The organism is Methanosarcina sp. A14 (genome assembly GCF_001729375.1).
Taxonomy (GTDB): domain Archaea; phylum Halobacteriota; class Methanosarcinia; order Methanosarcinales; family Methanosarcinaceae; genus Methanosarcina; species Methanosarcina barkeri.
Map to the genome: position 1 here is coordinate 1 of NZ_LZPK01000272.1, position 25,429 is coordinate 25,429.

Below are 25,429 nucleotides of genomic sequence, written 5' to 3' on the forward strand. Positions count from 1 at the left end.
TAACTGCGTAAGTCCTAGATTTATTCTTTTCTTCTTTATTGTTTATGTTTTAATCTATTCTTTATCCTTCAAGTTTTCCTTTTACTTTGTTATTCTCAAAGTTATCTGTTAATCAAAAATATTTTAATCAAAGACGTTTTAATTAAACCTAGATTCGGCAGGTCGACATAAGGAATTTAGATATTTTTTTGATATCGTTTTTGAATATTTGATAAATTTGCATTAAGTTTAAAACTGGTTAACGTGTAGCTTAACTTCCACGACACATATAAACACTGAATCATTTTTCCATTAAAGTTTAGTATGAGAGATTATGTTTGAATCATATGTAAACCTCACAATTGCATATAACAAAGGATCATCATTTTAAAATCGCCATCAGTAAAAATTATCGAAAATGAAATGTCGACCTGCCGAATCTAGGATTAAAGATGTTTTAATCAAAAAGATGTTTTAATCAAAAAGATGTTTTAATCAAAAAGATGTTTTAATCAAATTTTGTCCATTGTTAAAGGTGATCTATTAACCAATGACTATCTGTTTAAAATATAGGTAAAATTTTTTATTATGTGTAGCATGTTACTTGTGTATGAGAAATCTTGCTTCCGATACCACTGCTGCGGATACTATTCCTCTAAAAATCGTTGTGTATCTAGGTCTGATTGCAGTTGTGCTAATTCTGGCAGTTCAGGCCTGGCATACCATGAATCCTGTTCTGGAAGATGCGCAAATTAAAGCTCAGGTTGAGGCCGCTTCTTTGTCTATCCATTCAATTCAGGAAGGATATGCACGAGATTCTGCTGAGAGTTACAGTCCTGAAGGGACGATGTGTAATCTCAAATTTACCTTTCCTGCGTCAGTCAAGTATATTAGTTTCGGAGTGGACCCTGATCCCGAATGCAATGGGCAACTGCACGATTCGGAATGGGTTCTTGAAAACAACACCATTATTTACCAGTATAAAAACGGAGTTAAAAAGAGATTATTTCTTGAAGGAAAGCCGGTATACTTTATAAAAGGTGAGAAGGATTCAGAAGGAATATGGATGCCCTCAGGAAGCCAGGAAAATTCTCTGACGCCGTTATCTCTTGAAAAAACGGGAGTTTTAATCGAGTATCCTGTTTCAGGAGAATTTGTGTTGGAGCTGGTCATGCAGAACGGGATAAGGTATACCATGTCTCATTTTTGAAGGATGAAAGGATATTCTGAAACAAAAAAAATCAAAAATGAGAATTCAAGAATAAGTAACTAACAAGGCTCTTGCAGGTGCACCATCACAACCTTCAATTTTGAGGGGCAGGCAGATGAAGAAATAGGTTCCGGCTTCTATGTAACTGAGTTCAAGACATTCTACTATGTTCACATTACCTGAAAGAAGGATATGATGGGCAGGTAGGTTTTCGGAATAAAAATTATCCACAGAAAAACTATCAATCCCTATCGTCTTGAAGCCTTTTTCTACAATCCAGGCTGCTCCGCTTTTGTCAAGATATGCAGAGCCGGATTTTTCCTTCCCAGACTCCGTGTTTTGAGAATCTGACTCTTCGCCAGGGGGACTAACCTTACATGCGTTTCCTTGTTTCCGGGAAAAAGCTTCTGTCTTCAAAAGTAGGATAGGGATATTTTCAGGAGCTCCCATGTTCCGGAAGGCCTTTTCAAGGATGAAATCAGTCAGTTCACCTGATTGTGATGAAAAATCGAGAATCAGGGCCTTGCCCATGAGGTTTTTGAGTTCCAGTTTGTCAATAGTCAGGCCATTTTTCAGGATATGAGAAGGAGCATCAACATGGGTGCCGGTATGACTTCCAAAACTTAACTTTGAAACAGCACAACCTTCTTCTTCAATAGTAAAGACCTTCTCTATTTCAGGTATCGGGTCCCCAGGAAAAATCTGTGTAAGAGGGGAAATTGAGGTTGTAATATCTATAATTTTTCCATAAATTGAAATCTTATTCACCTCAACTGGAATTTCTTCACACTAATAGAAATCCCTCTACATTAGTAGTAATTTTTTTATGATAACACTTTATTCCATATTTTTTTATATTAACACCTTATTCCATATAGATGATAGCCTTGTTTGGACATACGTCTATGCATTTCATACAACGGGTGCACTTATCTTGATCGATTTTTGAAAGCTCGTTTTCCTCATAAATTGCATCCACAGGGCAGACATCTTTGCATTTTCCGCACCTTTTACAACCGAAAACCACGACGTATCCATTTTGTTCTGACATTTGTGAACCTTTGGCACTTATGAATATATTAGTTTCTGAAAAAAGCTCCTCCTTTATAAAGCTGTCTCCATACTTTTAATCTGGAGACAAAAACAAGTTATATATAAAAAAAGAATATGCAGGTTCTGGTATGGAAAAGTTCACTGAAGATAAAACCGGCTCTTTTTACAGTTATCTTTCTGAAGGGTGCAGACTCTGCCAGGAGGGTGCCAAAATGGTCCTTTTCGTAACAGGTCTTTGCCCTAAGAACTGTTTTTACTGTCCGCTTTCCGATAAAAGACGAGGAAAAGACCTTGTTTTTGCGAATGAGAGGCTCATAAGCAGCGATGAAGATTTACTGAAAGAAGCTGAGCTTATGGATGCTCTTGGTACAGGAATTACAGGCGGAGAGCCCTTGCTGAAGCTTGAAAGAGTCCTGCATTACATCCGAATGCTCAAAGCTTCTTTCGGAATAGAGCACCACATCCATCTTTATACTTCCCTGGCTCCTGGCAGGCAGGTCCTTGAAAAGCTTGCAGATGCAGGACTTGATGAAATCCGTTTTCATCCGCCTCAGGAATGCTGGAATGATCTTAAAAACAGTCAATACGCAAATTCTCTGCAAAACGCAAAGGAGCTTGGAATCGAAGCCGGAATCGAGATTCCTGCCCTTGAAGATGCAGAAAAAGTTTCAGCTTTTGCGGAAGAAATGGGAGTTTTCCTTAATCTGAATGAACTGGAATTTTCCGATAATAACTCCGAAGCCCTGCTGAAAAATGGCTTTTGCCTTCAATCCGACACATCCAGTGCGGCTGCCGGATCCTGTAAATTTGCCGGGATTGCCTTTGAGAAATGTAAAAAGACCCATTTTTGTTCCTCAATATATAAGGATGCAATCCAGCTCCGCAAAAGATTTCAGCGAATCGCAAAGAATACTGCAAGAGAGTTTGACGAAATCACTGAAGACGGTACACTGGTATACGGAGTAATTGAAGGAGGAGACCAGAAACTTGCAGAAAAAACTTTGCAGGAAATGGAAATCCCATCTGAACTGTTTGAAATAAAAGATGGAAAAATCGAGATTGCATGGTGGGTACTTGAAGAGTTAAAGGAAGACATTAAAGAAGAACTGGAACCTTCCGGATCAAGGCTTACCATTATTGAAAGATACCCATTTGAAGACGGAATGCTTGTTGAGCTAATTCCTCTTTAAGCTAATTCCTTAAACTAATTCTTCTTTAAGACAGTCTCCGGGCAAATAAGCAGGCAAGGAAAAAATTCATTCCTGAATTCATAAGTCGTCTTTAAAGTTAATTAGCTCCTGCAAAACTCTCTTTTAAGGAGAAATATTACCGGCGTAGTGTTTTAAAAAATTTTAAATAGTATGTGTGCCAACTTTAACTAAATTTAAAAATTTTTATGAAATAAGTCGCTCTCTAAATTTAAAAATCATTACCTTTAGAAAATCCTAAGTGTTTTCTTATGCCCTACCCGGTTGTACATGTGCTATTCTTCGTATTCTGTATAAGTGCAGTAGCAGTTTTTGCTGCTGTCAGATCGTTTTTTCGAGGGGGGCTCTCTCATAAAGGCTTAACGAATTTAATATTTCTGCTATTCGTAGGCAGTATCTGTTCCTTATTTCCAGATATCATGATCATTCACAGCCTGCTCATAAACGGTACTATGGAGCATTGCTGGGCCGGCCCGATTCCAACACATTCACTTTTATTCAGTTTTCTCGCAGTCCTGTTCGGAACCGTTGCAGGATATGCTAAATACAGGGAGCCTGGCAGGGCAATGTATCTCGGACTTTTTGCAGAGGCAGCATTTGCATCTCACCTGTTGCTCGATGACATCAGTGAAGGCGGCTGTGAATACCTTTATCCATTATACGAGAAAAAAATCAGTGTATTTTCAATGATGGACGTGGGTTTTCGGGGAACCGGAATCTTTGATTACTTGATGGCATCTTTTGTGTCGGTCTTTTTTGTTTGTTCCATAATAATGATGGCACTCTTTGCCCTGAGTAAGTACGATTTTGAGCTAAACTACAAAGCAGAAAAATAAAATACCTAAGGTATTAAAATCAGGTTTTAAGTTCACCTACGCCTTCAAGTTTTTTAACAACCCTTGCAGGATAGCCCAGAGCAAGACTATTTGGAGAGATATTGCGGTTAACTACGGATCCAACCCCTATTATTGAGTTATCCCCGATTTCAACACCCTGCGTGATTATACATCCTGGATTCACAGAGACACCACGTCCGATTTTTATGGGAGCCATAGTTCTCGGATATGCCTGCCTTGTAGTCAAACTTCCTCTTGTATGTGCAGATAATATGCACCTATCACCGATTTCAGAATAATCATCTATCGTAATTAATTCGGGGTGTATCCTATCAAAAATCACGTCATAACCGACATATACATTCTCCCCGAGATTTACACCCCGCATCCTGTGTAATTTAGTTCTCCAAGAAGGAACGGGAGCGCTTGAGGCAAGCCGTTCTAGAATCCAGTTTTTAAAATATTTAATGCCAAAAAGAAGTTTATTACTGTGGTAATGTTCCGCAATTTCGCAAAAGGTTACCTGGTCTCTATTAGACACTGCAGTAGTCGTGCGAATACCCCCCATTTCCCTATAAAATTATTTTATATTTTTTCTTATCTATGCTATTTTTTAATCAAATTTTTTTACCATTTATCTTTAAAATTGTTTGTAATTATTTTTATCAGATTATTTATATTTATCTTTCAATTGGTATTTTGATAGATGACTAAATTTCCATAATTATGCTTAATGAATTTTAAGAATGATAATCTGCTGAGTACATTAATTCCCAGCCTGCTTAATAAACAGACGTCCAGACGACTTTTCCGTTAACTGCAACTCTCCCATTAACTTTTGTTTCTGCTTACAAGCTTCATAAGCAGTGATTTTTTTAATTCTACCGCATCGTTGGGGCAAAGTTCACGGCAGCAATAACAGTGAATGCATTTTTCCTCGTTAATTTTGAGTGTTCGGTTTATTTCTTCGATGGCATGTGCCGAGCAGTTCGAAACGCAGGCTTTGCAAAGTGCACAGTTTGAAGTGTTAATAATGGGTCTTACAGCCAACTGCTTTCTAAGGATTCTCATAAAGAAAGCTGGGATATAAGCAGTTATTCCACCTTCAGGGCTTTTGAACCTGACCTTTACTTTTTCCAGAGGTACTCCTACAACTTCAGGATGCTCGGTCCCGAAACCTCTTTCGAGTGCAGCTTTATTTGTAGGGACCTTTAAGGGATCGATTCCTATAAGCCCAGAGGCCACAATATCCAGGGCTACACAGTCATAACTAGCCATAATCACGCCTGCAAGGACAGGTGTACCATTGGATGGACCATTTCCTTCCATTCCGACTATCCCGTCCATAACTACAAGCTGGGGCTTAACAACAGAATATATATCAACAACTGCTTCTCCAAAACGGCGACGGTCTTCCAGGAAATGAACTTGTTTTCTGGTTTTTTGAGGTACGGCGCCGAAGAAATTTTTGACTGCCCCTGTATACAATGTGAGTTCATGGGTCTTGAGCTTTGGAAGCGAGATTACTATATCTGCCTCAAGTACAGCTTTTGAGATGTACAGATGAGAAAACTGCCTTGCTCCCGGAACATCAACCTCAACAAAACCTGAAGTCTCAAAATTGATAAGCTCAACCCCATGATCGGAAGCAACGCCCTCAATGCCAGACACTTTAAGCGCCTGCGAAGTCGTAGTCGATCCGGGTTTTACAATACCGGACCCGTCTCCTATAACTGGGATGCCTCCAGCTTCTGAGACAAGTTCGCACATAGCGGACACTATCGCCGGATGGGTGGTAACGGCATCCTCTGGCGGACGTATAGAAAGCACATTGGGTTTGAGGAGCACGCGGCTGCCAGGAACTATAACCTTCTCAAGCCCACCTATAAGGTTCAGTGCTTCTTTTACCGCTTCTTTAGCATTCGAGTAGTCCTGGCATTCAACAATTGAGACCCTTGTATCCATATTCACACTTTTGGATTAGTGATTAAGTTTATTTTCTCACAATGATATTGTGTGAAAGCATCCTGCCAGAAAGGCTTCCAGTAGTTTACAGGCAGGTACTTGCTGCATACAAAGCCCTGCCTTGATTTTAAGCAAAGCCCTGAAGTCCTGATTTTAGCAGTATTTTAACCGGTATAACTTTTTTTACAGGTGCTTTTGCAATTTACCTGTTAATGTAGCAAACAGGCGGTGCCGCTCGTATATATTCTGTGGTATCTTTTATTCTATTGATATGCCTCTGAGCTTTTTCTATCGTTTCTCTGGATAGCCCAGTGCTCTTTTCAATTACCTGCAGGGACAGCCGGTGCTCCTGTGCATACAACAGCTGGTCCATGATCTGAATCGGCATGCGCCAGTAAAATTCCTCGTCAGTTGTGTAATGGCTCCAGGTATCAGCACTTGGAGGCCGCTTTATGATCTCTTCGTTAACATTGAGCAGCTTCCCCAGAGCATAAACCTGAACTTTATAGCAGTCCGCCAGAGGTTCAAGATCTACGCCACCATCCCCATATTTCACAAACTGGCCAAGGACCGTCTCGGTCTTATTGGTCGTACCGCAAACTGCGTAATTCATCGTTTCAGCATACATATATTGAACAAGCATTCTGGATCTCTGTTTGACACCCTGTAATCCTATTAATTCAAGATAATCAGTTGCTTTTAGCCGGTACTTTCCAACAGTTTCACCATTGTTTACTAGACAGATATAAGGAACATTTAGCAGGCCAGTGTTAAGGAAATCAGGTAGTACCAGCGACGTTTTATGTATTCTGGCATCATATTCAGGGCAGATTCTCTTTAGAATCTTTTCTTTCTTATTATAGATATTAAGCGATCTCAAGATTGGAGAGATAGGCACTTCTTCATACGACACGCCAAGGCTTTCACAGATCTCCGCTCCCAGAACCTTACTGGAAGGGGCAGATTCTTCTTCAGGAAGGAGAAGTCCATATACGTTTTCTTTTCCGAGTTCCTGTACACATAGTGTAAGTATTACTGATGAGTCAATTCCTCCCGAAACCCCTATAACAACTCCTTTTTTCTTAAAACTCGCTACCTGATCTCTAATAAAACCCCTGAGCTTTAAGGCTATATTCCCAATATTTCCATTGAGTTCTTCTATTATATTCATGCTCATTTCTTCTGCGACTTGCATAACATTCCCCCTGAAATAATCATACTTTAGAATTACACTGTTCAAATTACACTGTTCAAATTACGCTGTTCAAATTACACTGTTTAAATTACCTATTTTACCTCAACTCGTTATCTTATAATCAAATTTTAACGAGTATTTTTTGTGATTTCTTTACTTTCAGTTTTAACGAGTATTTTTTGTGATTTCTTTACTTTCAGTTTAAGCTTTCTTGCGGCCTCTTCTATCAATGGCTGTGACAATTCCTGATTAATTTTTTCAAGACCTTCTTCTCTTGACATTTCCCCGCTTCGGACAAGCCCTGCTACGTCGAAGGCATATGGATGAAACCCATATTTCTTCAGATGGTTATAACAGGCAAAGGAATTCAATGTACAGTTGGTTGAATTGCTGTCATTGATTCCCGGAAGTTCCCACCCGATTTTCAGCAGGGTCTCAAGCACTTTATCTTCACTGTAATCCCAAAGGCATAGAGGATGCAGAATACTCGGAAAGTTTTCACCTATGCTCTCAAGAACTTCTTGTTTCAGGAGGAAAATTTCGTCCTTATCCTCGATACCTATTTTCTGAAGCTGTTTCTCAAATAAGCTTCTGGACCACTGAATAAAATTGACTGATAGGTTGATTATGGGATTAGGAGACTGTCCAGCTGTAAAGGCAAATACGATAAAAGGCGCTTTTTGAAGAATGGCCTGCTCTATCAGCTTCTGTTTAATGATAGTGATGCAAATGTTGCATATGTCACTGGCTCGATATTTGGCGAATCTTGGAAATGCATCATATGACTCTGCAGCTTTTCGGAATGTGTCATATAGAACTTTCTTTTCTATTGTCAACTGGAAATAATCACATTCTGTGATTTCACACATTTTTTTTGCATTCATTATTGCGTTTTCCGAAATGAACCCGTTATCGAACTGCACAGCCAGTACCTTAAGGAAAGGATAGTCTTTTTTGAGCTTGTAGAGCGTATAAGACGAATCTTTCCCACCTGAAAGTGCATAAACTACATCGTAGTTCCCTTTTCCCCCATACTGCTCAAAAAGTTCTTCAATTCTGGCCAGATATTCATTTTTTTCCTGTGAACTAAGGGGAGTATATGTCGCACAGAAGTGGCAGAGGCCAGTTTCCTCATTAATTTGTATACCTGGAATCTCGGAATCCAGAACACATTTTTTACACACTAGTTTTGACATGTTTGTACTCCTCTATGATGGATCGATTGGATATTTTCCCATTCTCGCTCAAGGGAAGGTGATCAATGAATAGTATTTCTCTTGGACATAGATATCCTGGCAGGCTTTTTCGGCAGAATGCATACAACTTTCCAATTTCTGTCCCTTCTGCAGGTATGACCATGAGGCTAATTGCGGTCCCCATAAGTTCATGGTGCACAGGTACGACAAAAACCCTGGATACTTCGTTATTTTCCTCTATGTTTCTCTCAATTTCTCTAGGGTTAACGCGATGATCACCGATTTTTAGAAGGTCATCCTTGCGTCCCAGCAGTTTGATATATCCGTTGAGTAATTTCTGTGCGAGATCGCCGGTATGCAGCCACCCATTTATAATTTTCTGTTCAGTGGCAAGTTCATCATCCAGATAACCCAGCATAATGTTGTCTCCTGTAGCAACCAGTTCACCTGTGATGTTAAGTTTTGCTGGTCTGTACTCGGAATCAAAGACATCCAGTATAACCCCTGGAATTGCTTTTCCTATAGTGTCAACGAACTCATCCACATCTTCTACTGGTAGGTAGGCAAGCCTTGCCGTAGCTTCAGTTTGCCCATACATTGGTAGAACCTCCAGATCTGGAGCTAATCCCCTTATGTCTTTTACAATATCCCTATCCATTCCTCCACCTGCTGATGCAGCAGTTCTAACGCCTGCAAAAGCCTTTTTGAATCTATCCGGATATCGAAGGAGTATACGGTAGGTACTGGGTACCCCATAAAATATGGATACGTCTGATCTTATAAGGTTGAAAACAGAGTCTATAAAATTCATATTTCCAATCCTGACTGTGCTGCCAGATACCAGATGGGAGTTAATTATGGAATTTCCAAAAGCGTGATGTGGGGATATCACCAGTGCTCCTTTATCTCTGGAAGTTATCCTGAGTACCTTTACTATTGACTCTGCGTTTGCTACCAGATTTCTGTCACTTAACATGACCCCTTTTGGGGTACCTGTCGTGCCTGAAGTGTAAAGGACGAGCTGCATTTGTGGATTATTCGTTTCTGTTTCAATCTTCTTGCACAAAAACTCTCCGAAAGTATTGCTGGAAATAACTATTACAGTTCCAAAACGCTCAAAAAAGTCTTCTCCAAATCTTGAGTACTGTGTATAAGTTGTAATGATATTGTTGACATGGGCAGCATCAAGAATTGTTTCAAGACTGAATTTAGGAAATTCTATAGGTAGAGGAATTGCGATATTGGCAGATCGATATACTGCCATGAGCACTTTTACATATAACATGCCTGATTCTGCCAGTATTGCAAACCGGCAGTGGTTAAAATCCATTAAAGGTGAAGCAATAGCATTTATATCATTGTCAAGGCAGCTATAGGAAATTGAACTTTTTCCCTCTTCCAGGGCAATGTTTTGAGGAGTCTTTCTGGCGTACTCAGTGATATACGCATCAATTCGCATACCTTTTCACTTCGCCAGTTTGATTATCATATTAGTAATTCCCTGCAGTGAATCAAAGTTTTCCGGTGTCAGCATATCTTCAGGAATTTCTATCGAATATTTTTCACAGATATAGTCCATAAGTTCAAGCAAGCCAATGGAATCTATAATACCGGTTTGAGTGAGAGAATCATTATCTTTCAAACTGCTGTTACTGTCCATAAAAGAATTAGCCTTTAAGTAATCGACTATATCATTCTTTATTTGTTCCATGTATTATTGCCCCCAAAGTGTTCGTTCAACGGACCAGTGGTCATAAATAACGCATTTCTGCCCATAATGACGTGAGTACCAAATGATAATTACGTAATACAACTATATAAATAATTTGAGTTACTGTGTGGCCGACAAAAACACTGGTAAAGACAAAATGTGAGTAAAATCAATTGCCTGCATCCGTATGCATAGGATGATACAACTTAATTACTCAATAAAAATATAGATTTAGTCTACTATCCAGACAATCGGGCATTCACATGCGCACAGATAAACCCAAAAAATAGAAAAAAGTGTACAGAACTTTAAAATCCTTCTTTAAACTTTAAATTTCATCGAAAATCTTCAGTCCCAGTTACAGTCAATTTTTTGAAGATGATTTATATCAATAATATGCGACTCCGAACGGGTTACAATAGAGAATAAATATTTGTTGTCTAGAACATAAGTTAAATGATTAACGCTGTTGATGTCCAGTTCTTTGTTAAAAATAAGATACATGTTTTTGTTTGAAAACTTGGAATAGGCTTCTTTTAAAGTCCATGTTTTTAAAATATCGGTTTCACCTACCATTTCGTCCATGAGTGAAATTTTCTTATACAAGTTTTTAAAAGTGCTTTTAAGAACCAGCTTTCTCGCAAGTTCAATATCAATACCAACATCAACCTTTGAGATTGCAAGAGCTGCAAGGCTCCCGGTATAAGATATACAAATGCATAGTTCATTGTGATTAAGAACGCAGACCTTCCCATTCTCATCTTTGTATGTGGAGATTTCGGAAGCGGATCGCTCATTAGCAACCTTGCATATGATATGTTTTAAAACCGTTCGGGAGACAATATATCTTTTCTTAAAGTTATTTGTCTGCAGCTTCTCTAGATATTCCAGTTCTATCCTGCTGAGGTAACTTGCATTGAATATATTATAATTATCCAGGTCAACAAGAAAAACAAGAACATCATTCTGTTGCCACAGATAAGGAATATATTCAAGAGAAACGGAGAAAGGCAACATTAAATACTCATTGTACATGCAGTCCACTTACATATGTTAATTTAGTATATAAATTCCATGTTCTTTATTAATTGGAAGTCTGCTGGATAAAGGTCCAAAGGCCGGATCGAGAAAAATTCCTGCCTTACCTCTATCTTGTCTAAAAATACCTCCAGAGCCGCAGGGACCTTGTCCATATGGGGTATTTCCACTTTTATGTAATGTATCTCTGTCGTTTATGCTTAGATTTATAGCTAAGTTTCGTATAAATTATTCCTAATTCTTTAACATACTTTACAGTTCTCAAACTTTCTTAAACATTGAGATCTGAGAATTTTAATCCGCGAAAAACGTGGATTATTTACTGTCGCTGACAGTGCGCTGAAACTCATGTATTGGTATTAAATTTGTACTTTATATAAATAATTTAAAAAAGCAATCCTAAAATATATAAACGATAAGGATATAGGGTATTCGATTCTTAGCGCCTCTACTAAGAGGTCGCATACTTTTTAGAATTAAAAGAATAGTGAGCAATATAATGCTAAATCAATACAATTCAATCATTAACTGAGGTGTCCGAAACTGCAAACTGCGGAAGAAAGGGTAAGAGCGAGATTGATTAAGTATCTCGGCCGGGATGAAAACGGGATACGCAAGGTTGTGCTCAATCTCTTCCTGACAGGAGACAAGTTCACCACCGGTGAAGTTTACGATTACCTGGATAAAGGAAATTTTGAGGTAAGCTACCGGGGAGTCTCGGCTATGGTCGGGCTTATGAATACAAGGCTCGGGATCTTAAGCATAAATGTCACCGGAGATCACAACGTCTATTCCCTAAAAGAAAGTTATAAAAACATTGTTGGCTCTGTGCTTGAAAACTACTGAGCCACTCTTCTCGCTATCTGTTTTTAGGTAACAATTTTGAAATTGCTTACTGATTCTGTTAAAGCAGCGAAAAGAATGGAGTGACTACAGGCTTTGAATCTTGCTTCGAGATACTCTAATTTACTTAAAATTCCAATCTACTTAAGATATATAAAGTTGAAAGGCTGGAGGCTTCTAAAATTTAATTCAACAAAGAGAACTGTAGTGCATGAAATTTTTACGTCTGACATAGATTCTCAGTCCAACAACCGATCCCAAAACTCAAAATTACTTTTCTGAATGCCATGTCCCGAATAATCAATCAATTTTCTGATCACAAAAATGGTTTTGAAGTTTTACTAATTTGAGGGCAAAATTGGTTTTGGGATGGACTTGATAAATAGAATTATTAAGCAAAAGAGATATTAATATCTTGGACAAGAGAAGGTATTAAACTTTATTAAGCGAGAAATCTACGCGGATAGTTTTCAGATCTGGATATTTTCAGGAGGAAAACGCATAAAAAAATTAAATTTTATACCTAAGAGAAGGGGAATCTTTCGTGCAGGACTTCGTCTTTTGAAAAACCGTATCTTCAGTATATTTTATCATGAGTATGAGCGAAGACTTCAGAGAAAGATTCTGAATTCAGAAATTCCGCATCATATAGCTGTGATTATGGATGGGAACCGCAGGTATGCAGGGCAAATGGGAAAGGATTCAAGTTTCGGGCATGTAATGGGGGGAGAAGCTACAGAAAGAGTAATTGAGTGGTGTTATGAGATCGGGGTAAAGCAGCTTACTCTCTACGCTTTTTCTACAGAAAATTTTAAGCGCTCCGAAGAAGAAGTCGACGAGATCTTCAATGTTATTAACGAAAATTTACTGAAACTCTACTCTGATCCAAGAACACACGAAAAAGAGACACAGGTTCGCGTCATAGGAGATAGGTCAAAATTACCTGCTTTTCTGAATGAATCAATTGAAAAAATAGAAAAAGCAACGAAAAATTACGGGAAGTTTTACCTGAACGTTGCCATTGCCTATGGAGGCAGGCAGGATATCATTCAGGCAGTCCGCGATATTGCAGGCTGTATTTCCAATGGGAAACTATCTCTTGATGAAGTGAATGAAAGCCTAATTTCAAAACATCTTTATCCGGCCCCAGGGGCCTCGGTTCCAAATGTGGATCTTGTCATCCGCACTGGAGGCGATGAAAGGGTTTCAAATTTCCTTCCCTGGCAGGCTAACGGAAGTGACTGTGCAGCTTACTTCTGTGCTCCTTTTTGGCCAGAATTCCGAAAAATCGACCTTCTTCGCTCGGTCAGAGTATATCAGGCCAGAGAAACCGAAAAAAAGCAGGAGCAATCATATAGAGTCTCAAAGGTTGTAAATTTCCTGGAAATGGGAACTCGTGAGGAAAAAAGCGAAGAGATTGGGCAACCTCAGTCCATTTAAAAGCAAGCAATCTCTTGAAATATCAAGTAGCTGCAGCTATATAGAAAAAGTAGCATAAAATAGTGCCATGTCAGTTAATTAACTTTTTTTTAAACAAAAGTGCGGTAACTTTAAAATGAAATGAATTTACATATTTCGGAAGTTTCCTACCTACATTGCTTTAAAAATAGCCTGACCTGACTTATTAATTTACTAGTAAATAAATTCTCTTAGAATACCGATATATTGATATTCAGGAGACAAGTATTTAAAGTGGGGAAATTTGGCTGTACCTAATTTTTCAGTTTAAAGGCTTACAAGAAGCTTGAGAAAAATTATCATTGTATTGAGGATATCATTGTATTGAGGATATCATTGTATTGAGGACAGATTAATCTGTTCCAGAGTTGGCCATATTTAGAATGAAATTTATGGAGATAGGTTTAGATCAGGGGAGTTAGAATGGATATTATTAACAAGTTAAATTTGCGTTCCTACAGGACTTATTTTCAGAAAGCATGGAAATCGAAACATACCAGATATGTAAATTCGGGACAAAGTCATCGTCAGTATCGTTTAAAACTACTGGAAACTGAGAAAATCAGAGATAAAAAAACTGCTATGACGTCTCTTTCAGGTTTGCAGGCAATGATGAATTTCAGAATCTTGGTCAGGGAAAACGTAGGGGTGTCCAAAATCTTTAAAGACAGAATACTTGCCTGGCAAGGAATAAAAGCCTGAAGAAAAGCCGGAGGGATTTTACTGGGAGAAAATTACAGAAAACCTAACCGTCTGATAAATGAAAAGAGCCCATATCTCCTCCAGCACGCATATAATCCTGTGGACTGGTATCCCTGGAGGGAAGAAGCTTTTGAGAAAGCCAGAAAAGAAAATAAACCTATTTTTCTATCAATTGGGTATTCCACCTGCCACTGGTGTCACGTAATGGCACATGAGTCATTTGAAGATGAAGAGATAGCAAGACTCATGAACAGGGCTTTTGTTTGCATAAAAGTAGACCGCGAAGAACGGCCGGACATTGACAACGTTTATATGACGGTCTGCCAGATTATTCTTGGAAGAGGGGGCTGGCCTCTTAACATCATCATGACACCAAACATGAAGCCTTTTTTTGCAGGAACCTATATCCCTAAAAATTCTCGCTTTAGTCAGACAGGAATGCTTGAACTTGTGCCTCGAATAGAGGAGATCTGGAACCGGCAGCACGAAGAGGTCCTTGAGTCGGCTGATAAAATCACATCTGCTATCCAGAATATGATCTCAGAGTCAGCAGGAGAGGGCATAGGGGAGTCAATAATGGAGGAAGCTTACGAAGAGCTACTTACTTCCTTTGATAATGAATATGGTGGCTTCGACGGAGCTCCCAAATTTCCTACCCCACACAAAATATTCTTTTTGCTCCGATACTGGAGACGCAGTGGGAACCCTGAAGCTCTTCATATGGTTGAATATACCCTGGAAAATATGTACAGGGGAGGAATCCATGACCATCTGGGCTCAGGTTTTCACCGTTACTCTACAGATAATATGTGGATTGTCCCCCACTTTGAAAAGATGCTATACGACCAGGCTCTTATTGCAACCGCATACACAGAAATTTATCAGGTTACCGGAAAGAAACTGTATAAGGAAGCAGCAGAAGGAATTCTTGACTATGTGTTAAGAGATCTGAGATCTCAGGAAAGTGGATTTTATTGTGGGGAAGATGCTGATGTAGAAGGAGAGGAAGGAAAGTACTATCTCTGGACTTTAGAAGAAGTCCGAAAGGTTCTTAGTCCCGAGGAGTCGAAACTGATTACAAAGGTGTTTAATCTCAGCGAAAGAGGTAACTTTGAAGAAGAAATAAGAGGTAAAAAAACCGGAACTAATATTTTTTATATGCCTCGTCCTCTCGAATCGATTGCTGCCGAACTGAAAATTCCCACTGACGAAGTTGAGAGTCGGGTGAAAATGGCTAAAGAAAAACTTCTGTTAACCCGAAATAAACGTAAAAGACCTGCAAAAGATGACAAGATTCTAACTGATTGGAATGGACTTATGATTGCAGCTCTTGCAAAAGGTTTCCAGGCTTTTGGCGAGGAAAGATACCTGAAAGCTGCCGAAAAAGCCGCGGATTTCATTCTCATGAGACTTTACAGTCCAGATGGACGATTGCTTCATAGATATCGAGACGGAAAATCAGGTATTTCCGGAACTGCCGACGACTACGCATTTCTGATCCACGGACTCCTGGAGCTTTACGAGGCAGAATTTAAACTGGACTATCTTAAAGCAGCCCTTTGCCTCAACAGAGAATTTCTTAATCACTTCTGGGATCCCGCTCAGGGAGGATTCTTCTTTACTGCTGACGACAGCGAGTCACTTATTTTCAGGAAAAAAGAGTTTGCGGATGCAGCCATACCTTCAGGAAATTCTGTTGAGATGCTAAATCTTCTTAGACTTTCCAGAATAACTGCAGATTCCGAGCTGGAAGATAAAGCTCAAGGGTTGGAGCGTGCTTTTTCAAAACTCATCAGAAAAATACCTTCAGGATATACGCAGTTCTTATCAGCTCTTGATTTTGGTCTGGGTCCAGCTTATCAAGTGGTAATTGCCGGAAAGCATGAATCCCCGGACGCTGGACAGATGCTCGAAGAACTCTGGACGTACTTCATTCCTAATAAAGTGCTGATTTTCAGACCTGAAGGAAAGGATCCTGAAATTACAAAGCTGGCAAAATATACGGAAGAACAGGTTCCTATAGATGGAAAAGCTACTGCGTACGTCTGCCAGAACTTTCAATGTCAACTTCCTACTACTGAGGTTAACGAGATGTTAAGAATGTTAAACGTATGACTGCAATTGAAACTGAAGGCTTTAGTCAAATGAGTTATTAAATTAGAGTGGAGAGATGGAAATTGAAAGAATACACACTTGAAGAACTTGCAGAGTATAACGGTAAAAATGGCAAGATTTATGTTGCCTATCAGGGCCAGGTCTATGATGTTTCAGACAGCTATTTATGGGAAAGTGGCACACACCAGGGACTTCATGATGCAGGAAAAGACCTTACTGAAGAAATGGACGAGGCACCTCATGGGCCTGAAATGTTTAAGGACTTTCCTGTTATTGGGACTTTGAAAGAATAAAATGGTTTGGGCTAACATCTCTGGATTGGAAATATGTTGTTGAGTCTTTTTCCCGAAAGGTATAAACTGACGTATCGGAAAGGTATAAAACTGGCGTATCATGAAGATTTAGACTGGTGTATTATGTAAAAAATGTTTTTTCAAATAATTTTTAAAGGTTGCATTAAGTATAATTGATATAAATCCATTCTGTTCTCCATGTTAATAGGACTCACCGGTACGCCAGGGACTGGAAAAACCTCGGCAAGTAAGTTTCTTGAAAGAAAAAGGCACTGGAAAGTAATCCATCTTAACGAAATGATCAAAGAAGAGCATCTTTACACTGAGATCGATGAGAAGAGAGATGCGGTTATTGCGGATATGGAACTTGTCAGGCAGCGTCTTGAGAAGATTATTGGTGGAAAGGAAAACGAGGTAATAATTCTTGAGAGTCATCTTGCTCATTACATCGCAGACATCGTGATTATACTCAGGGTATACCCTCCTGAATTGGAAATGAGGCTGAAAGCACGCGGCTATTCGGAAGAGAAAATAAGAGAAAATATTGAGGCCGAAGCTCTCGATGTAATCCTGGTTGAAGCCTTTGAATGGTGTAAGAAAGTTTTTGAGATAAACACGACAGGAAAGAGCATTGAAGAGACAGAACAGCACATAGAAAAAATAATGGATCATATTTTAAGCGGCAGTGAAGAAGAGTTGTCGGAATATAAACCCGGATCAATTGATTGGATTGATCTTGTTCCATAACTATTGTGAATTAAAAAGGTAAGGAAATTGGTAAGGGATATGGGGATTGAATCCCCGGAAAAAACTTCCTTTTCCCTTAAATTACTGCATTACAACAGTCAGGAAAACTGCCTGAGGGCATTTTTTAGCAGGTAGCACATTTGAGTTTCAGTGTAACGGTTGCACAATCTTTTCTTCCATCCTTACCTTTTACACAGTAGTTGAAAGTGTCCGTGCAAGAACATTTTTTATAACAACATGTTGATGGTGCTTTGTAGCAGAATTTACCGTTACTATACATTGTCACTTTACCACCCAGTTTGGTAGTAATAGTCTTTGTAGTTATAACTTTAAGGTTACATCCTTTGTCGTTTTTCAGTACAGTGTTTAAGCAATAAGTAACTTTGGGACATTTTTTGAGGTTAATACTATACGAATCATTTCTCGCATCTGTTTTTGTTTTACAACTGTTACTGCATGCTGCTCCTGTCATTGACATGACAAAAAAGACTAATGTGAAAATACATATTGTCTTAAATACAATCTTTCGCATTTTATACCCTCCATAGTATACACTCAATCATAAAAATTTCCAAAATTATTGGTTTTTAAATCCGATTTTCATGGCAATGAAAATATACTCTTCCGGATTAAAACCCCCGATTTATCAGGGAGATATATTTTCATATGATTGAATGATCTTTCTACGTTATTTCTTAACAAACAGTTAAAAAATAAACTATTTGTTTTATGCTTTTATTTAACTCTTACTTCTTCGAAAATATAGATGCTCTTCAATGTGCTCAGTAATAGCATCAATTGCAGTAATTAACCTTATATGCCAAATTAAGGTTAAAAGTTGAGATGCAGTATTACAAAACACATCGAAAGCGATCCGATGTCAGTATGAAAAAGTATTAAGAGTTTACAATTAGAAATAGCTATTCCTTTTATTAAAAATTATCTCTTTAGTTTACATTTGATTGTTGACTGTGTGAACTTATTAAAAAAATTAAAATTGTGGAAGAAAGTATTAATTAATACATAAATAGAGACAAACAATCGTGTGTAATCATACGAGTAACCATTCTTATAACGAAGAATTGTTATCACTAGCAGAAACGTTCCTGAGGCGGGTTACTCCGTCTATTTCCTTTATTACTTCGACGACTGACTTCGGAACGAGGTGTTCCCATTTTTCCCCTGCAACCATTCGTCTCCGGATCTCAGTTCCGGAGTATCTTTCCCGGATATAAAGAGGAGATTGTTTTACGCAAACTCCAGCCTCTCGGAAGAGCTGAATAACCAGCGGATTATTCGAGTATACTACTTCGAAATGAGGCGTTCGGGACGCAACATGATGGACCCAGATAGAGTTATACTTGATATCTTCAATAGGGAGAACATAGTGTCGGATAGGAAGATTTTCAAGCGCGTTGTACACCATCAAAACCCTTTCCCCTGCCGTAAAAGGATCAGTTGATTCGTGACTTTTCTGAGCACTTCCTATGCCTACAACCAGCTCATCAACTTCTTCCGCAATCTGCTTGATTATGGTATGGTGACCAAAATGATACGGTTGAAAACGTCCAATATAAAAAGCTCGTGTCATCCCGTATTTCAACCTCCAACAATGCATTTATTATTTATTCTTGATATATTCTAATTTCATACAGTTTCGTCGCGGATTCCCGTCTCAAAGCTGAACTCTTTGCAGACCTCTTTGAAATGTTCAGCATTATTTTTACGCTTCATATCAATAAGCTTTCTTACAAGCTCAAGGCCAGGCTTGGGATCTTCCATAATCTCCATTTCTTCGTGGACCATATCGAAGTATTCTTCTCCGACATCTGTCCTTATAAAGACCGAGTTCCATCCATCCGGAGCACCAACCGAGCCCACAGAAATGTCGGCAAAAACTGAAGTGTAATCACAGCAGTGATGGCAGGGGTTTCTGGAATATTTGGCTACGTCCTTGATAGGCACGGAGTGAACCTCACCTTCACTGGTGTAGACCCAGAATTTACCTTTAGTGAACTCCATCTTCCTGACGTCTTCGATCTTGACTTTCATAATCTCCGGGATTATTTTATCAAGCATTACATCATGATAAAAACTTTCCATACATAGTAGTCCGATGATAAGCACAATTTTCTCGCTTACATTTTCCCTGATCAGGCGCGCAGAATGAGCCTGGCAGGGTACCCCGACAACTGCAATCCGATCATATTTTTCGAATGCCTCCCGGAGGGCTGCAACAACTGGGTCAGAAGTATACTTGGTTCCTCTTACCTTCTCAACATCTTCAGCACTTGTCAATAAAACGACTTTTGGTTCCCATTTTTCGTTTTGAGTGATTCCTACTGCGCAGTCGATTTTGTCCTGCTTGAAAAGAGATTTAAGGATGCCACTGGTAACTCCTCCATCCTGGCTGCCAGCATTTTCCCTGGATCTTGCGGCAAAAAAATTGCGCACATTTGCAAGCTCGTTCTCAATAAAGCCGTCTACTACTGGACAGATTCTGCTGCAGGTTAAGCAACCTTCACAGACCAGATACCCAGCTCCTTTCTCATACAGGCTCAGATCGTTTGGATCACGGATTTCTGCCGCCTTCTTTACAGTTACAGCTCCTATAGGACATACGGCCTCGCATGCTCCACAGGCTGCGCATACGTCATGTTCAATGACTTCTGCAATCTTTGGTGGCAATTAGTTACCTCCAACACCTTGATATACTTGCCTTGCCGGCAAGACGTTTTTTAAAAACAAAATAAAAAAATTAAAAAATTAATAAAATTAAAAAATTTATGCAGAATGTAATAAACTTACATCTTTGCAATGATTTCTTTACCTATAAGCTTTATTGCTTTCTCTTTGGCAGGACCTATCGGAGATCCAGCAACGATCTGAGTAACTCCGATTGCCTCAAGGTCCTTGATTCTCTTCATGCAGTCATCAGGAGTTCCACAGATAGAAAAGGCCTCGATCATCTGAGGGGTAACAAGTCCACCCATAAGAGCTCCGAAATCTCCCTTGGCAATGGCTGCACCGATCTGGCCCTTGGCTTCGACCGGAATTCCATGGCGCTCGAGAACAAGATCAGGGGAACCTGCAACAATGAAAGCAACCACTACTTTTGCGGCATTGACCGCTTTTACAGGATCCTTATCAATTGAGAAACAAGCGTATGCTGTAACATCAACGTCGCCCGGGTCACGGCCGGCTTTCTCGGCTCCTTTCTTAATCTGTTCTACAGCAACTTCGAAGTCCTTCGGGTGGGAAGCATTGATAAGGACACCGTCTGCGATCTCACCGGCAAGTTCAAGCATCTTGGGGCCCTGGGCACCCATATAGATAGGGATATTTCCGGCTTTGAAAGCGAGCTTGGCACCTGCAAACTTAATCATTTCTCCGTCCATGGAGACCTTCTTGCCTGAAATAAAGTCTCTGATTGCCTGGATTGCTTCTTTGGTAGTTGCAAGGGGCTTGTTCCATGAAATGCCCATTGCGTCGAAGGTCGCTTTGTCTCCGGGTCCAAGGCCGAGAACTGCCCTGCCGCCTGATATCTCGGCAATTGAGGCAATGCTGGATGCAGTAATTGCGGGGTTTCTAGTGTAGGAGTTTGTAACACCGGGACCGATCTTGATACTGTTAGTGTTCAGGGCGAGAACGGCAAGAGTGGAGTATACATCACGGTTGTTGTAGTGGTCAGTGATCCAGACATGGTCGAATCCCTGCTGTTCTGAGAGCTTTGCGTAATATGCGATCTTTAAGGCGGGATCGCTCGGCACAAATTCAATTCCGAACTTCATCTCAAGTTACTCCTGATTACTGTTTAAAATAAATGGGTCCGTTTTTTGTCCCCAAAATATTTCTTTTAAATAATAATTAATATCCATTATAATAGACATTAATTATAAACCTTATAATTTCACATAACAGTATTTAAGAATCTATATATATTTAACTGTATTAAACAAGTTATATAAAAGCATCGTAATAAAATAGTTGATTCATCTTCCTCATAGTGAACTTTTCAAACCTGAATTGCTCAAGAAAGATAATCATACCTGGGACTTACGCACTTATGCGGTAAAATCAAGTATAGTAAACGTCATAGTTAAATATTGGAGTTTAAAAAGTTGTGAGTTTACTGTTATTGTTTTGTGCTTCAAGTGCGTAAGTCCTAATACCTTAAAAACCTTTTCCAGAAACTTGCACTTGAAACCGCATTTTCAAAATATACTAACTTAGGCCATGAGAAAGAAAACGGAAGAAACTGGGCTTTTTCGAAGAAAAGTATTCTTTCGAACTGGCAAAAGGTTTATATTGGAAAATGGCATGTGATGAACATCCAGCAGTTTTCAGGTGAATATTAACTGTAGATATATAGTAAGAAATGATAAAGATAAATGAAAATAAACTTGAAGAGCAGTGCAAATGACCTCTTCAAGGAGTTAAATTTGGAATAAAAAAGACTCAAGGAAAGCGCTGAAGAAAAGGAAAGTCAGTGAAATACACCAAAAATTTGCACTCTAATTAAAAAGCACTGAAATAGATCACTACTCCCCTTTTACGTTTGTATTTTAAAAATATAAGCAGTGAAATCGTTACTTTACTTGCTGCTTTACTTCACAATAATGCTACTTTACCTCACTATAATATATTTACTCTTTATAGTAGTGTTGACTCCTTCTGTATTTTCCACTATTAAAGCAGCATGTTTTTCCAGTTCTTACATGGTCTGAGTTGCAACGAATGCATTTTAGAGTTATCTCATTTCTGGGGTCCGGTTTCCAGCGATTCGCGTTTACGGCTGATTCTTGTAATTATTGTCAACAGTTCAACACACAGATACTGCCAGAATCAGACCACACTATAACATTGCCGGATATAGCTGGGGTTTGTGCAGTATTGTCAGATGTCAACTGTTTACTCTTTCCGGTATACGTATTGTATATGTATAAATCACCTGAATCTATATTTGCAAGGTTGTCATGCTTCAAGTACACAATCTTCTTGCCACTTATGCCAGTTGAACCTCCAGTATCATAACCAGTTTTGTCATCCCCTGTTGTGACTTCGGTTTGTTGTCCGGTAATAATATCATACATGCGGATATTACCCAGTCGGTTATAGAAATCCGACCATATCACTTTGTCGCCATAAATATGTGAAAACATGTTATCACCATACTGACTGACATCTATTGCTTTTTTAGTAGTAATGTCATATACATAAATTTGCGGCGTGTCCTCGGTAGAATAAGAGTCATAAGAGATCCTGTTAGCATAGATATCAGGATTGTTTCCAGCTGCGATTTTAATCTGCATGGATGTAGATATGTCACGCATGTAAACACAGGAATCTGCGCTCCATACTATCCTGCTGTCGCAAATAGCAGGAATACTACTGTTGTCTACATCTTTTGTGACGTGAGATCTCGACCTGGTTTTTATATCATATACAGTAAGTCTGGGGACTCCACTGCTCTCGTCATGCCAAACTAACTTATTGCCTGAAATCGCTGGATAAGATGCTGCGGAAGAGTTAACTGTAGTTTCTTTTTTGGTTTTCAGGTCATAAATGTAAATAACACCATTACTTGTCCACACTACTTTACCATCATCGATAGCGGGCTCAGCCCCACTGCCAATTTTTGTATATTGTTCAGCTGAAGCCACTGTCGATATCAAAATAAAAAATACAAGAACTAATGATACTGAAAATAATTTCCTTTTCACTTTTACTCCACCGTATGCCGTTAGTAAAACCCCAAGCTATTCTAACTTTATTATAACAGCACAATCCATACGATTTTAATATATATTTGATAATTTGATATATGTTGACTTATAATATTAATTATTATATAAACAGAAGCATTCCGCAATATATAATTATAGAAGTAAAATATATTCTAATTTAATTTACATATCAATGTTCATTGGATTTTACTACCTTTTTATTTTAGGAACAGAGGATAAGAAAATCTGGGACTTTTCTGACCAGGCTCTTACACATAGTGCCAGACGAGAAGGAATTAAACTTCTAGTATATTACACATTTTTGATGAATATGGTATAAAAACAAAGCAATAAACCAGAGATATAAGACCAGAAACACTAAAAATATTGTAAAACACTTATAGGACTTATAAATTTATTTGATATAATACCAAAAATATTTTATAATAAGATCACATAACCACGTGTGTCAGCTCAGAAATTCAATAATGATGAATCAGACCTTTTTAAAAAGGAGAGTTGATCTGGCTAAAGGCCGTATTAGATAAATAAATGATATTGACCAGAAGACTACTATCCTGTGGTCAGTAGCAGTTTTGATTTGTAGAAGCAAAAACTTCTAGTTTCCGGCCACCTCCAGTGACTAATCCATATACGTTATTGGAGAGTGGATACTCTGTGTGCAACGTGTCCGCCCCGCTAAATAGCAGAGAACCGAATTGGATAGGTTCAAAAAATATTACGCAGACGTAATAGGAATCTAAATACCCGTATAGATCCGACCTGATCAGAAAATTCCATTCAAGAAGTCAAAATCCCTAATTGATTAGATTAGTTCGGAAAAGTAAGTATTACGAGTACGTAATATGAAATTTTGAGAATATTTGGGAAAGAAGTACCTTACTGTATGTTTTTTGATTTCACTTAAATCCCTATAAAAATCCAACCCAAAGGTGATACGATGCAAAAAAGACAACTAGGAACCCTATTCCTGGTAACATGCCTTATTTTAACAACTATACCGGCTGCGTTAGGCGTTCAGAGTACAAAGGTAGTAACTGTTGCAGGAGACGGAAGTGGAGACTACAATTGTGATGGAAAAGCCGATGATGTCCAGATTAACCAGGCTCTTGAATTTGCTGCACAGAATCCGGGCACAACTGTCCACCTTAAAGGCCCGTTCACATATGATATAAGTGATTCTCTTCGGATCGGCAGCAACACAGTCCTTGAAGGAGATTCCGGTACAAAGATTAAGCTTGCCAAAGGACTACCTGTCTGGGGTGGGCGTGAGAGCAGTATTTCAGACAAGAAAGCCATGCTTATGGTTAGAGGCAGTTCTGCAAGCGGCGTTACAATAAAAGGCATAACTGTTGATGGCAGTCAGTCCGACTATTATTCTGGTGTCAGGCTCGGAACCTCCTGTTATAACATGGCAACTATAGTAAACTGCAACGGATTAACAATTCAGGATGTTACGTTCCAGAATGGATGTAATGATGCAATGCTCATTTCACAATCCAGCAACGTAGTGATAGCTTCCGTAACTGTAAACAAATGTGGACACGATGGTGTATATGCCTATCATGTAAACGGCATCACAGTTAAGAATTGTAATTTTATCAACCGGACTAATTCGTCCGTTAGATTCGATTCCGTTATCAATGGTGTCATGAAAAACAATGAATGTACTACATCTGGCGGTGGATACGCAGGCCTGGAATTACAGGGAACTCTTAAAAACATAGAAGCTTCTGGCAACTATTTCCATGACTTATCTGCCCCTGCAGTAGTGCACTTAAATACAAAAGAAACTGGTGTAAATATCCACGATAACAGAATTGAAAACTGTGGATAAGATATTTTCTGATTGGAAAACTCTCAGTTAATCAACTGAGATTTACTCCAATTTATTTTCGAATGAGATCAGGATTAATATAAGATCAGTAGTTAAAAATTGGCTGTTTTCCTGTGAACTTCTAGATTTCTATAATCTTGTGCCAAAGATATCTACTTTTTTACCTAGATTAACAGCATATTCTTGTAATACTCCTCTTTGTTTGAAATCATCCATTTTGTTTGAAATCATCCATTTTGTTTGAAATTCATCCATTTTGTTTCCAAACCACCTGTCTTTTTTGAAATCATCTGTTT

At 38.8% G+C, this 25,429-nt stretch carries 25 protein-coding genes; 10 read left to right on the top strand and 15 right to left on the bottom strand.

Annotated elements, in window-relative coordinates; genetic code table 11:
- Positions 1-589 precede the first annotated feature (589 nt).
- On the top strand, positions 590-1,189 hold the full coding sequence (locus tag A9239_RS12590) for a hypothetical protein (protein WP_048156095.1): 600 nt from the start codon (positions 590-592) through the stop codon (positions 1,187-1,189).
- 45 nt (positions 1,190-1,234) lie between these two features.
- On the opposite strand, the gene A9239_RS12595 is transcribed toward A9239_RS12590, so the two are convergent.
- The gene (locus A9239_RS12595; RefSeq protein ID WP_048156099.1) at positions 1,235-1,957 is read right to left on the bottom strand and encodes a cyclase family protein; all 723 of its coding nucleotides are present in this window, start codon (positions 1,955-1,957) and stop codon (positions 1,235-1,237) included.
- A gap of 97 nt (positions 1,958-2,054) precedes the next feature.
- On the bottom strand, positions 2,055-2,240 hold the full coding sequence (locus A9239_RS18445) for a DUF362 domain-containing protein (RefSeq protein WP_080941574.1): 186 nt from the start codon (positions 2,238-2,240) through the stop codon (positions 2,055-2,057).
- Positions 2,241-2,370: 130 nt separating this feature from the next.
- On the opposite strand from A9239_RS18445, the gene A9239_RS12600 reads away from it, so the two are divergent.
- Positions 2,371-3,432, top strand: coding sequence for a radical SAM protein (locus tag A9239_RS12600; RefSeq protein WP_048156101.1), 1,062 nt, complete (start codon positions 2,371-2,373; stop codon positions 3,430-3,432).
- A 269-nt stretch (positions 3,433-3,701) separates the two neighbouring features.
- Positions 3,702-4,286 carry a metal-dependent hydrolase gene (locus A9239_RS12605; RefSeq protein ID WP_048121281.1) on the top strand — a complete coding sequence of 195 codons (585 nt, stop codon included), beginning with the start codon at positions 3,702-3,704 and terminating at the stop codon, positions 4,284-4,286.
- A 19-nt stretch (positions 4,287-4,305) separates the two neighbouring features.
- Here the strand turns inward: A9239_RS12605 and A9239_RS12610 are convergent, their stop codons facing one another.
- The 8 genes from A9239_RS12610 to A9239_RS20545 all read right to left on the bottom strand — a co-directional run bounded on the left by A9239_RS12610 (position 4,306) and on the right by A9239_RS20545 (position 11,546).
- A complete protein-coding gene (locus A9239_RS12610; RefSeq protein ID WP_048121283.1) occupies positions 4,306-4,854 on the bottom strand; it encodes an acyltransferase in 549 nt (182 codons plus the stop codon).
- A 263-nt stretch (positions 4,855-5,117) separates the two neighbouring features.
- Complete coding sequence (locus A9239_RS12615; protein WP_048121285.1) at positions 5,118-6,251, bottom strand: DUF362 domain-containing protein; 1,134 nt, start codon at positions 6,249-6,251, stop codon at positions 5,118-5,120.
- 202 nt (positions 6,252-6,453) lie between these two features.
- Positions 6,454-7,446 (bottom strand): NAD(+) synthase, encoded by a 993-nt coding sequence (gene nadE, locus A9239_RS12620; protein WP_141706455.1) that lies wholly within the window; start codon positions 7,444-7,446, stop codon positions 6,454-6,456.
- A gap of 128 nt (positions 7,447-7,574) precedes the next feature.
- Entirely contained in the window at positions 7,575-8,642 is a 1,068-nt protein-coding gene (locus tag A9239_RS12625; protein ID WP_048121289.1) for a hypothetical protein, read from the bottom strand.
- Positions 8,623-10,101: a class I adenylate-forming enzyme family protein gene (locus tag A9239_RS12630; RefSeq protein WP_048156106.1), complete on the bottom strand. Its 1,479-nt coding sequence runs from the start codon at positions 10,099-10,101 to the stop codon at positions 8,623-8,625. Before A9239_RS12630 ends, A9239_RS12625 begins: the two co-directional genes overlap by 20 nt.
- Before the next feature lie 6 nt (positions 10,102-10,107).
- Positions 10,108-10,353, bottom strand: coding sequence for an acyl carrier protein (locus A9239_RS12635; protein WP_048121293.1), 246 nt, complete (start codon positions 10,351-10,353; stop codon positions 10,108-10,110).
- A 348-nt stretch (positions 10,354-10,701) separates the two neighbouring features.
- Positions 10,702-11,388, bottom strand: a complete 687-nt coding sequence (locus A9239_RS12640) for a 4'-phosphopantetheinyl transferase superfamily protein (RefSeq protein ID WP_048121294.1) — start codon at positions 11,386-11,388, stop codon at positions 10,702-10,704.
- 23 nt (positions 11,389-11,411) lie between these two features.
- Positions 11,412-11,546 carry a hypothetical protein gene (locus A9239_RS20545; RefSeq protein ID WP_255361944.1) on the bottom strand — a complete coding sequence of 45 codons (135 nt, stop codon included), beginning with the start codon at positions 11,544-11,546 and terminating at the stop codon, positions 11,412-11,414.
- A 421-nt stretch (positions 11,547-11,967) separates the two neighbouring features.
- On the opposite strand from A9239_RS20545, the gene A9239_RS12645 reads away from it, so the two are divergent.
- From A9239_RS12645 to A9239_RS12670, 6 genes are all read left to right on the top strand, one after another.
- Positions 11,968-12,237, top strand: a complete 270-nt coding sequence (locus tag A9239_RS12645; protein ID WP_048109002.1) for a DUF2551 domain-containing protein — start codon at positions 11,968-11,970, stop codon at positions 12,235-12,237.
- Positions 12,238-12,795: 558 nt separating this feature from the next.
- The gene (gene uppS, locus A9239_RS12650) at positions 12,796-13,674 is read left to right on the top strand and encodes a polyprenyl diphosphate synthase (RefSeq protein ID WP_176722143.1); all 879 of its coding nucleotides are present in this window, start codon (positions 12,796-12,798) and stop codon (positions 13,672-13,674) included.
- Between the two features lie 441 nt (positions 13,675-14,115).
- On the top strand, positions 14,116-14,394 hold the full coding sequence (locus A9239_RS12655; RefSeq protein ID WP_048121299.1) for a hypothetical protein: 279 nt from the start codon (positions 14,116-14,118) through the stop codon (positions 14,392-14,394).
- Between the two features lie 99 nt (positions 14,395-14,493).
- Positions 14,494-16,509: a thioredoxin domain-containing protein gene (locus tag A9239_RS12660; protein ID WP_329957087.1), complete on the top strand. Its 2,016-nt coding sequence runs from the start codon at positions 14,494-14,496 to the stop codon at positions 16,507-16,509.
- Between the two features lie 62 nt (positions 16,510-16,571).
- On the top strand, positions 16,572-16,802 hold the full coding sequence (locus A9239_RS12665; RefSeq protein WP_048121302.1) for a cytochrome b5 domain-containing protein: 231 nt from the start codon (positions 16,572-16,574) through the stop codon (positions 16,800-16,802).
- Between the two features lie 198 nt (positions 16,803-17,000).
- Positions 17,001-17,549: an adenylate kinase family protein gene (locus A9239_RS12670; protein WP_048121304.1), complete on the top strand. Its 549-nt coding sequence runs from the start codon at positions 17,001-17,003 to the stop codon at positions 17,547-17,549.
- Between the two features lie 124 nt (positions 17,550-17,673).
- On the opposite strand, the gene A9239_RS12675 is transcribed toward A9239_RS12670, so the two are convergent.
- The 5 genes from A9239_RS12675 to A9239_RS12695 all read right to left on the bottom strand — a co-directional run bounded on the left by A9239_RS12675 (position 17,674) and on the right by A9239_RS12695 (position 23,272).
- A complete protein-coding gene (locus A9239_RS12675; protein ID WP_048156116.1) occupies positions 17,674-18,081 on the bottom strand; it encodes a hypothetical protein in 408 nt (135 codons plus the stop codon).
- 537 nt (positions 18,082-18,618) lie between these two features.
- On the bottom strand, positions 18,619-19,140 hold the full coding sequence (locus A9239_RS12680) for a nicotinamide-nucleotide adenylyltransferase (RefSeq protein WP_048156118.1): 522 nt from the start codon (positions 19,138-19,140) through the stop codon (positions 18,619-18,621).
- Positions 19,141-19,196: 56 nt separating this feature from the next.
- A complete protein-coding gene (gene fpoF, locus A9239_RS12685) occupies positions 19,197-20,237 on the bottom strand; it encodes a F420H2 dehydrogenase subunit FpoF (protein WP_048121309.1) in 1,041 nt (346 codons plus the stop codon).
- Positions 20,238-20,353: 116 nt separating this feature from the next.
- Positions 20,354-21,340, bottom strand: a complete 987-nt coding sequence (gene mer, locus A9239_RS12690) for a 5,10-methylenetetrahydromethanopterin reductase (protein WP_048156121.1) — start codon at positions 21,338-21,340, stop codon at positions 20,354-20,356.
- Positions 21,341-22,363: 1,023 nt separating this feature from the next.
- On the bottom strand, positions 22,364-23,272 hold the full coding sequence (locus A9239_RS12695; protein WP_052712907.1) for a TolB family protein: 909 nt from the start codon (positions 23,270-23,272) through the stop codon (positions 22,364-22,366).
- A 964-nt stretch (positions 23,273-24,236) separates the two neighbouring features.
- On the opposite strand from A9239_RS12695, the gene A9239_RS12700 reads away from it, so the two are divergent.
- Complete coding sequence (locus A9239_RS12700) at positions 24,237-25,133, top strand: right-handed parallel beta-helix repeat-containing protein (protein WP_048121312.1); 897 nt, start codon at positions 24,237-24,239, stop codon at positions 25,131-25,133.
- Positions 25,134-25,429 lie beyond the last annotated feature (296 nt).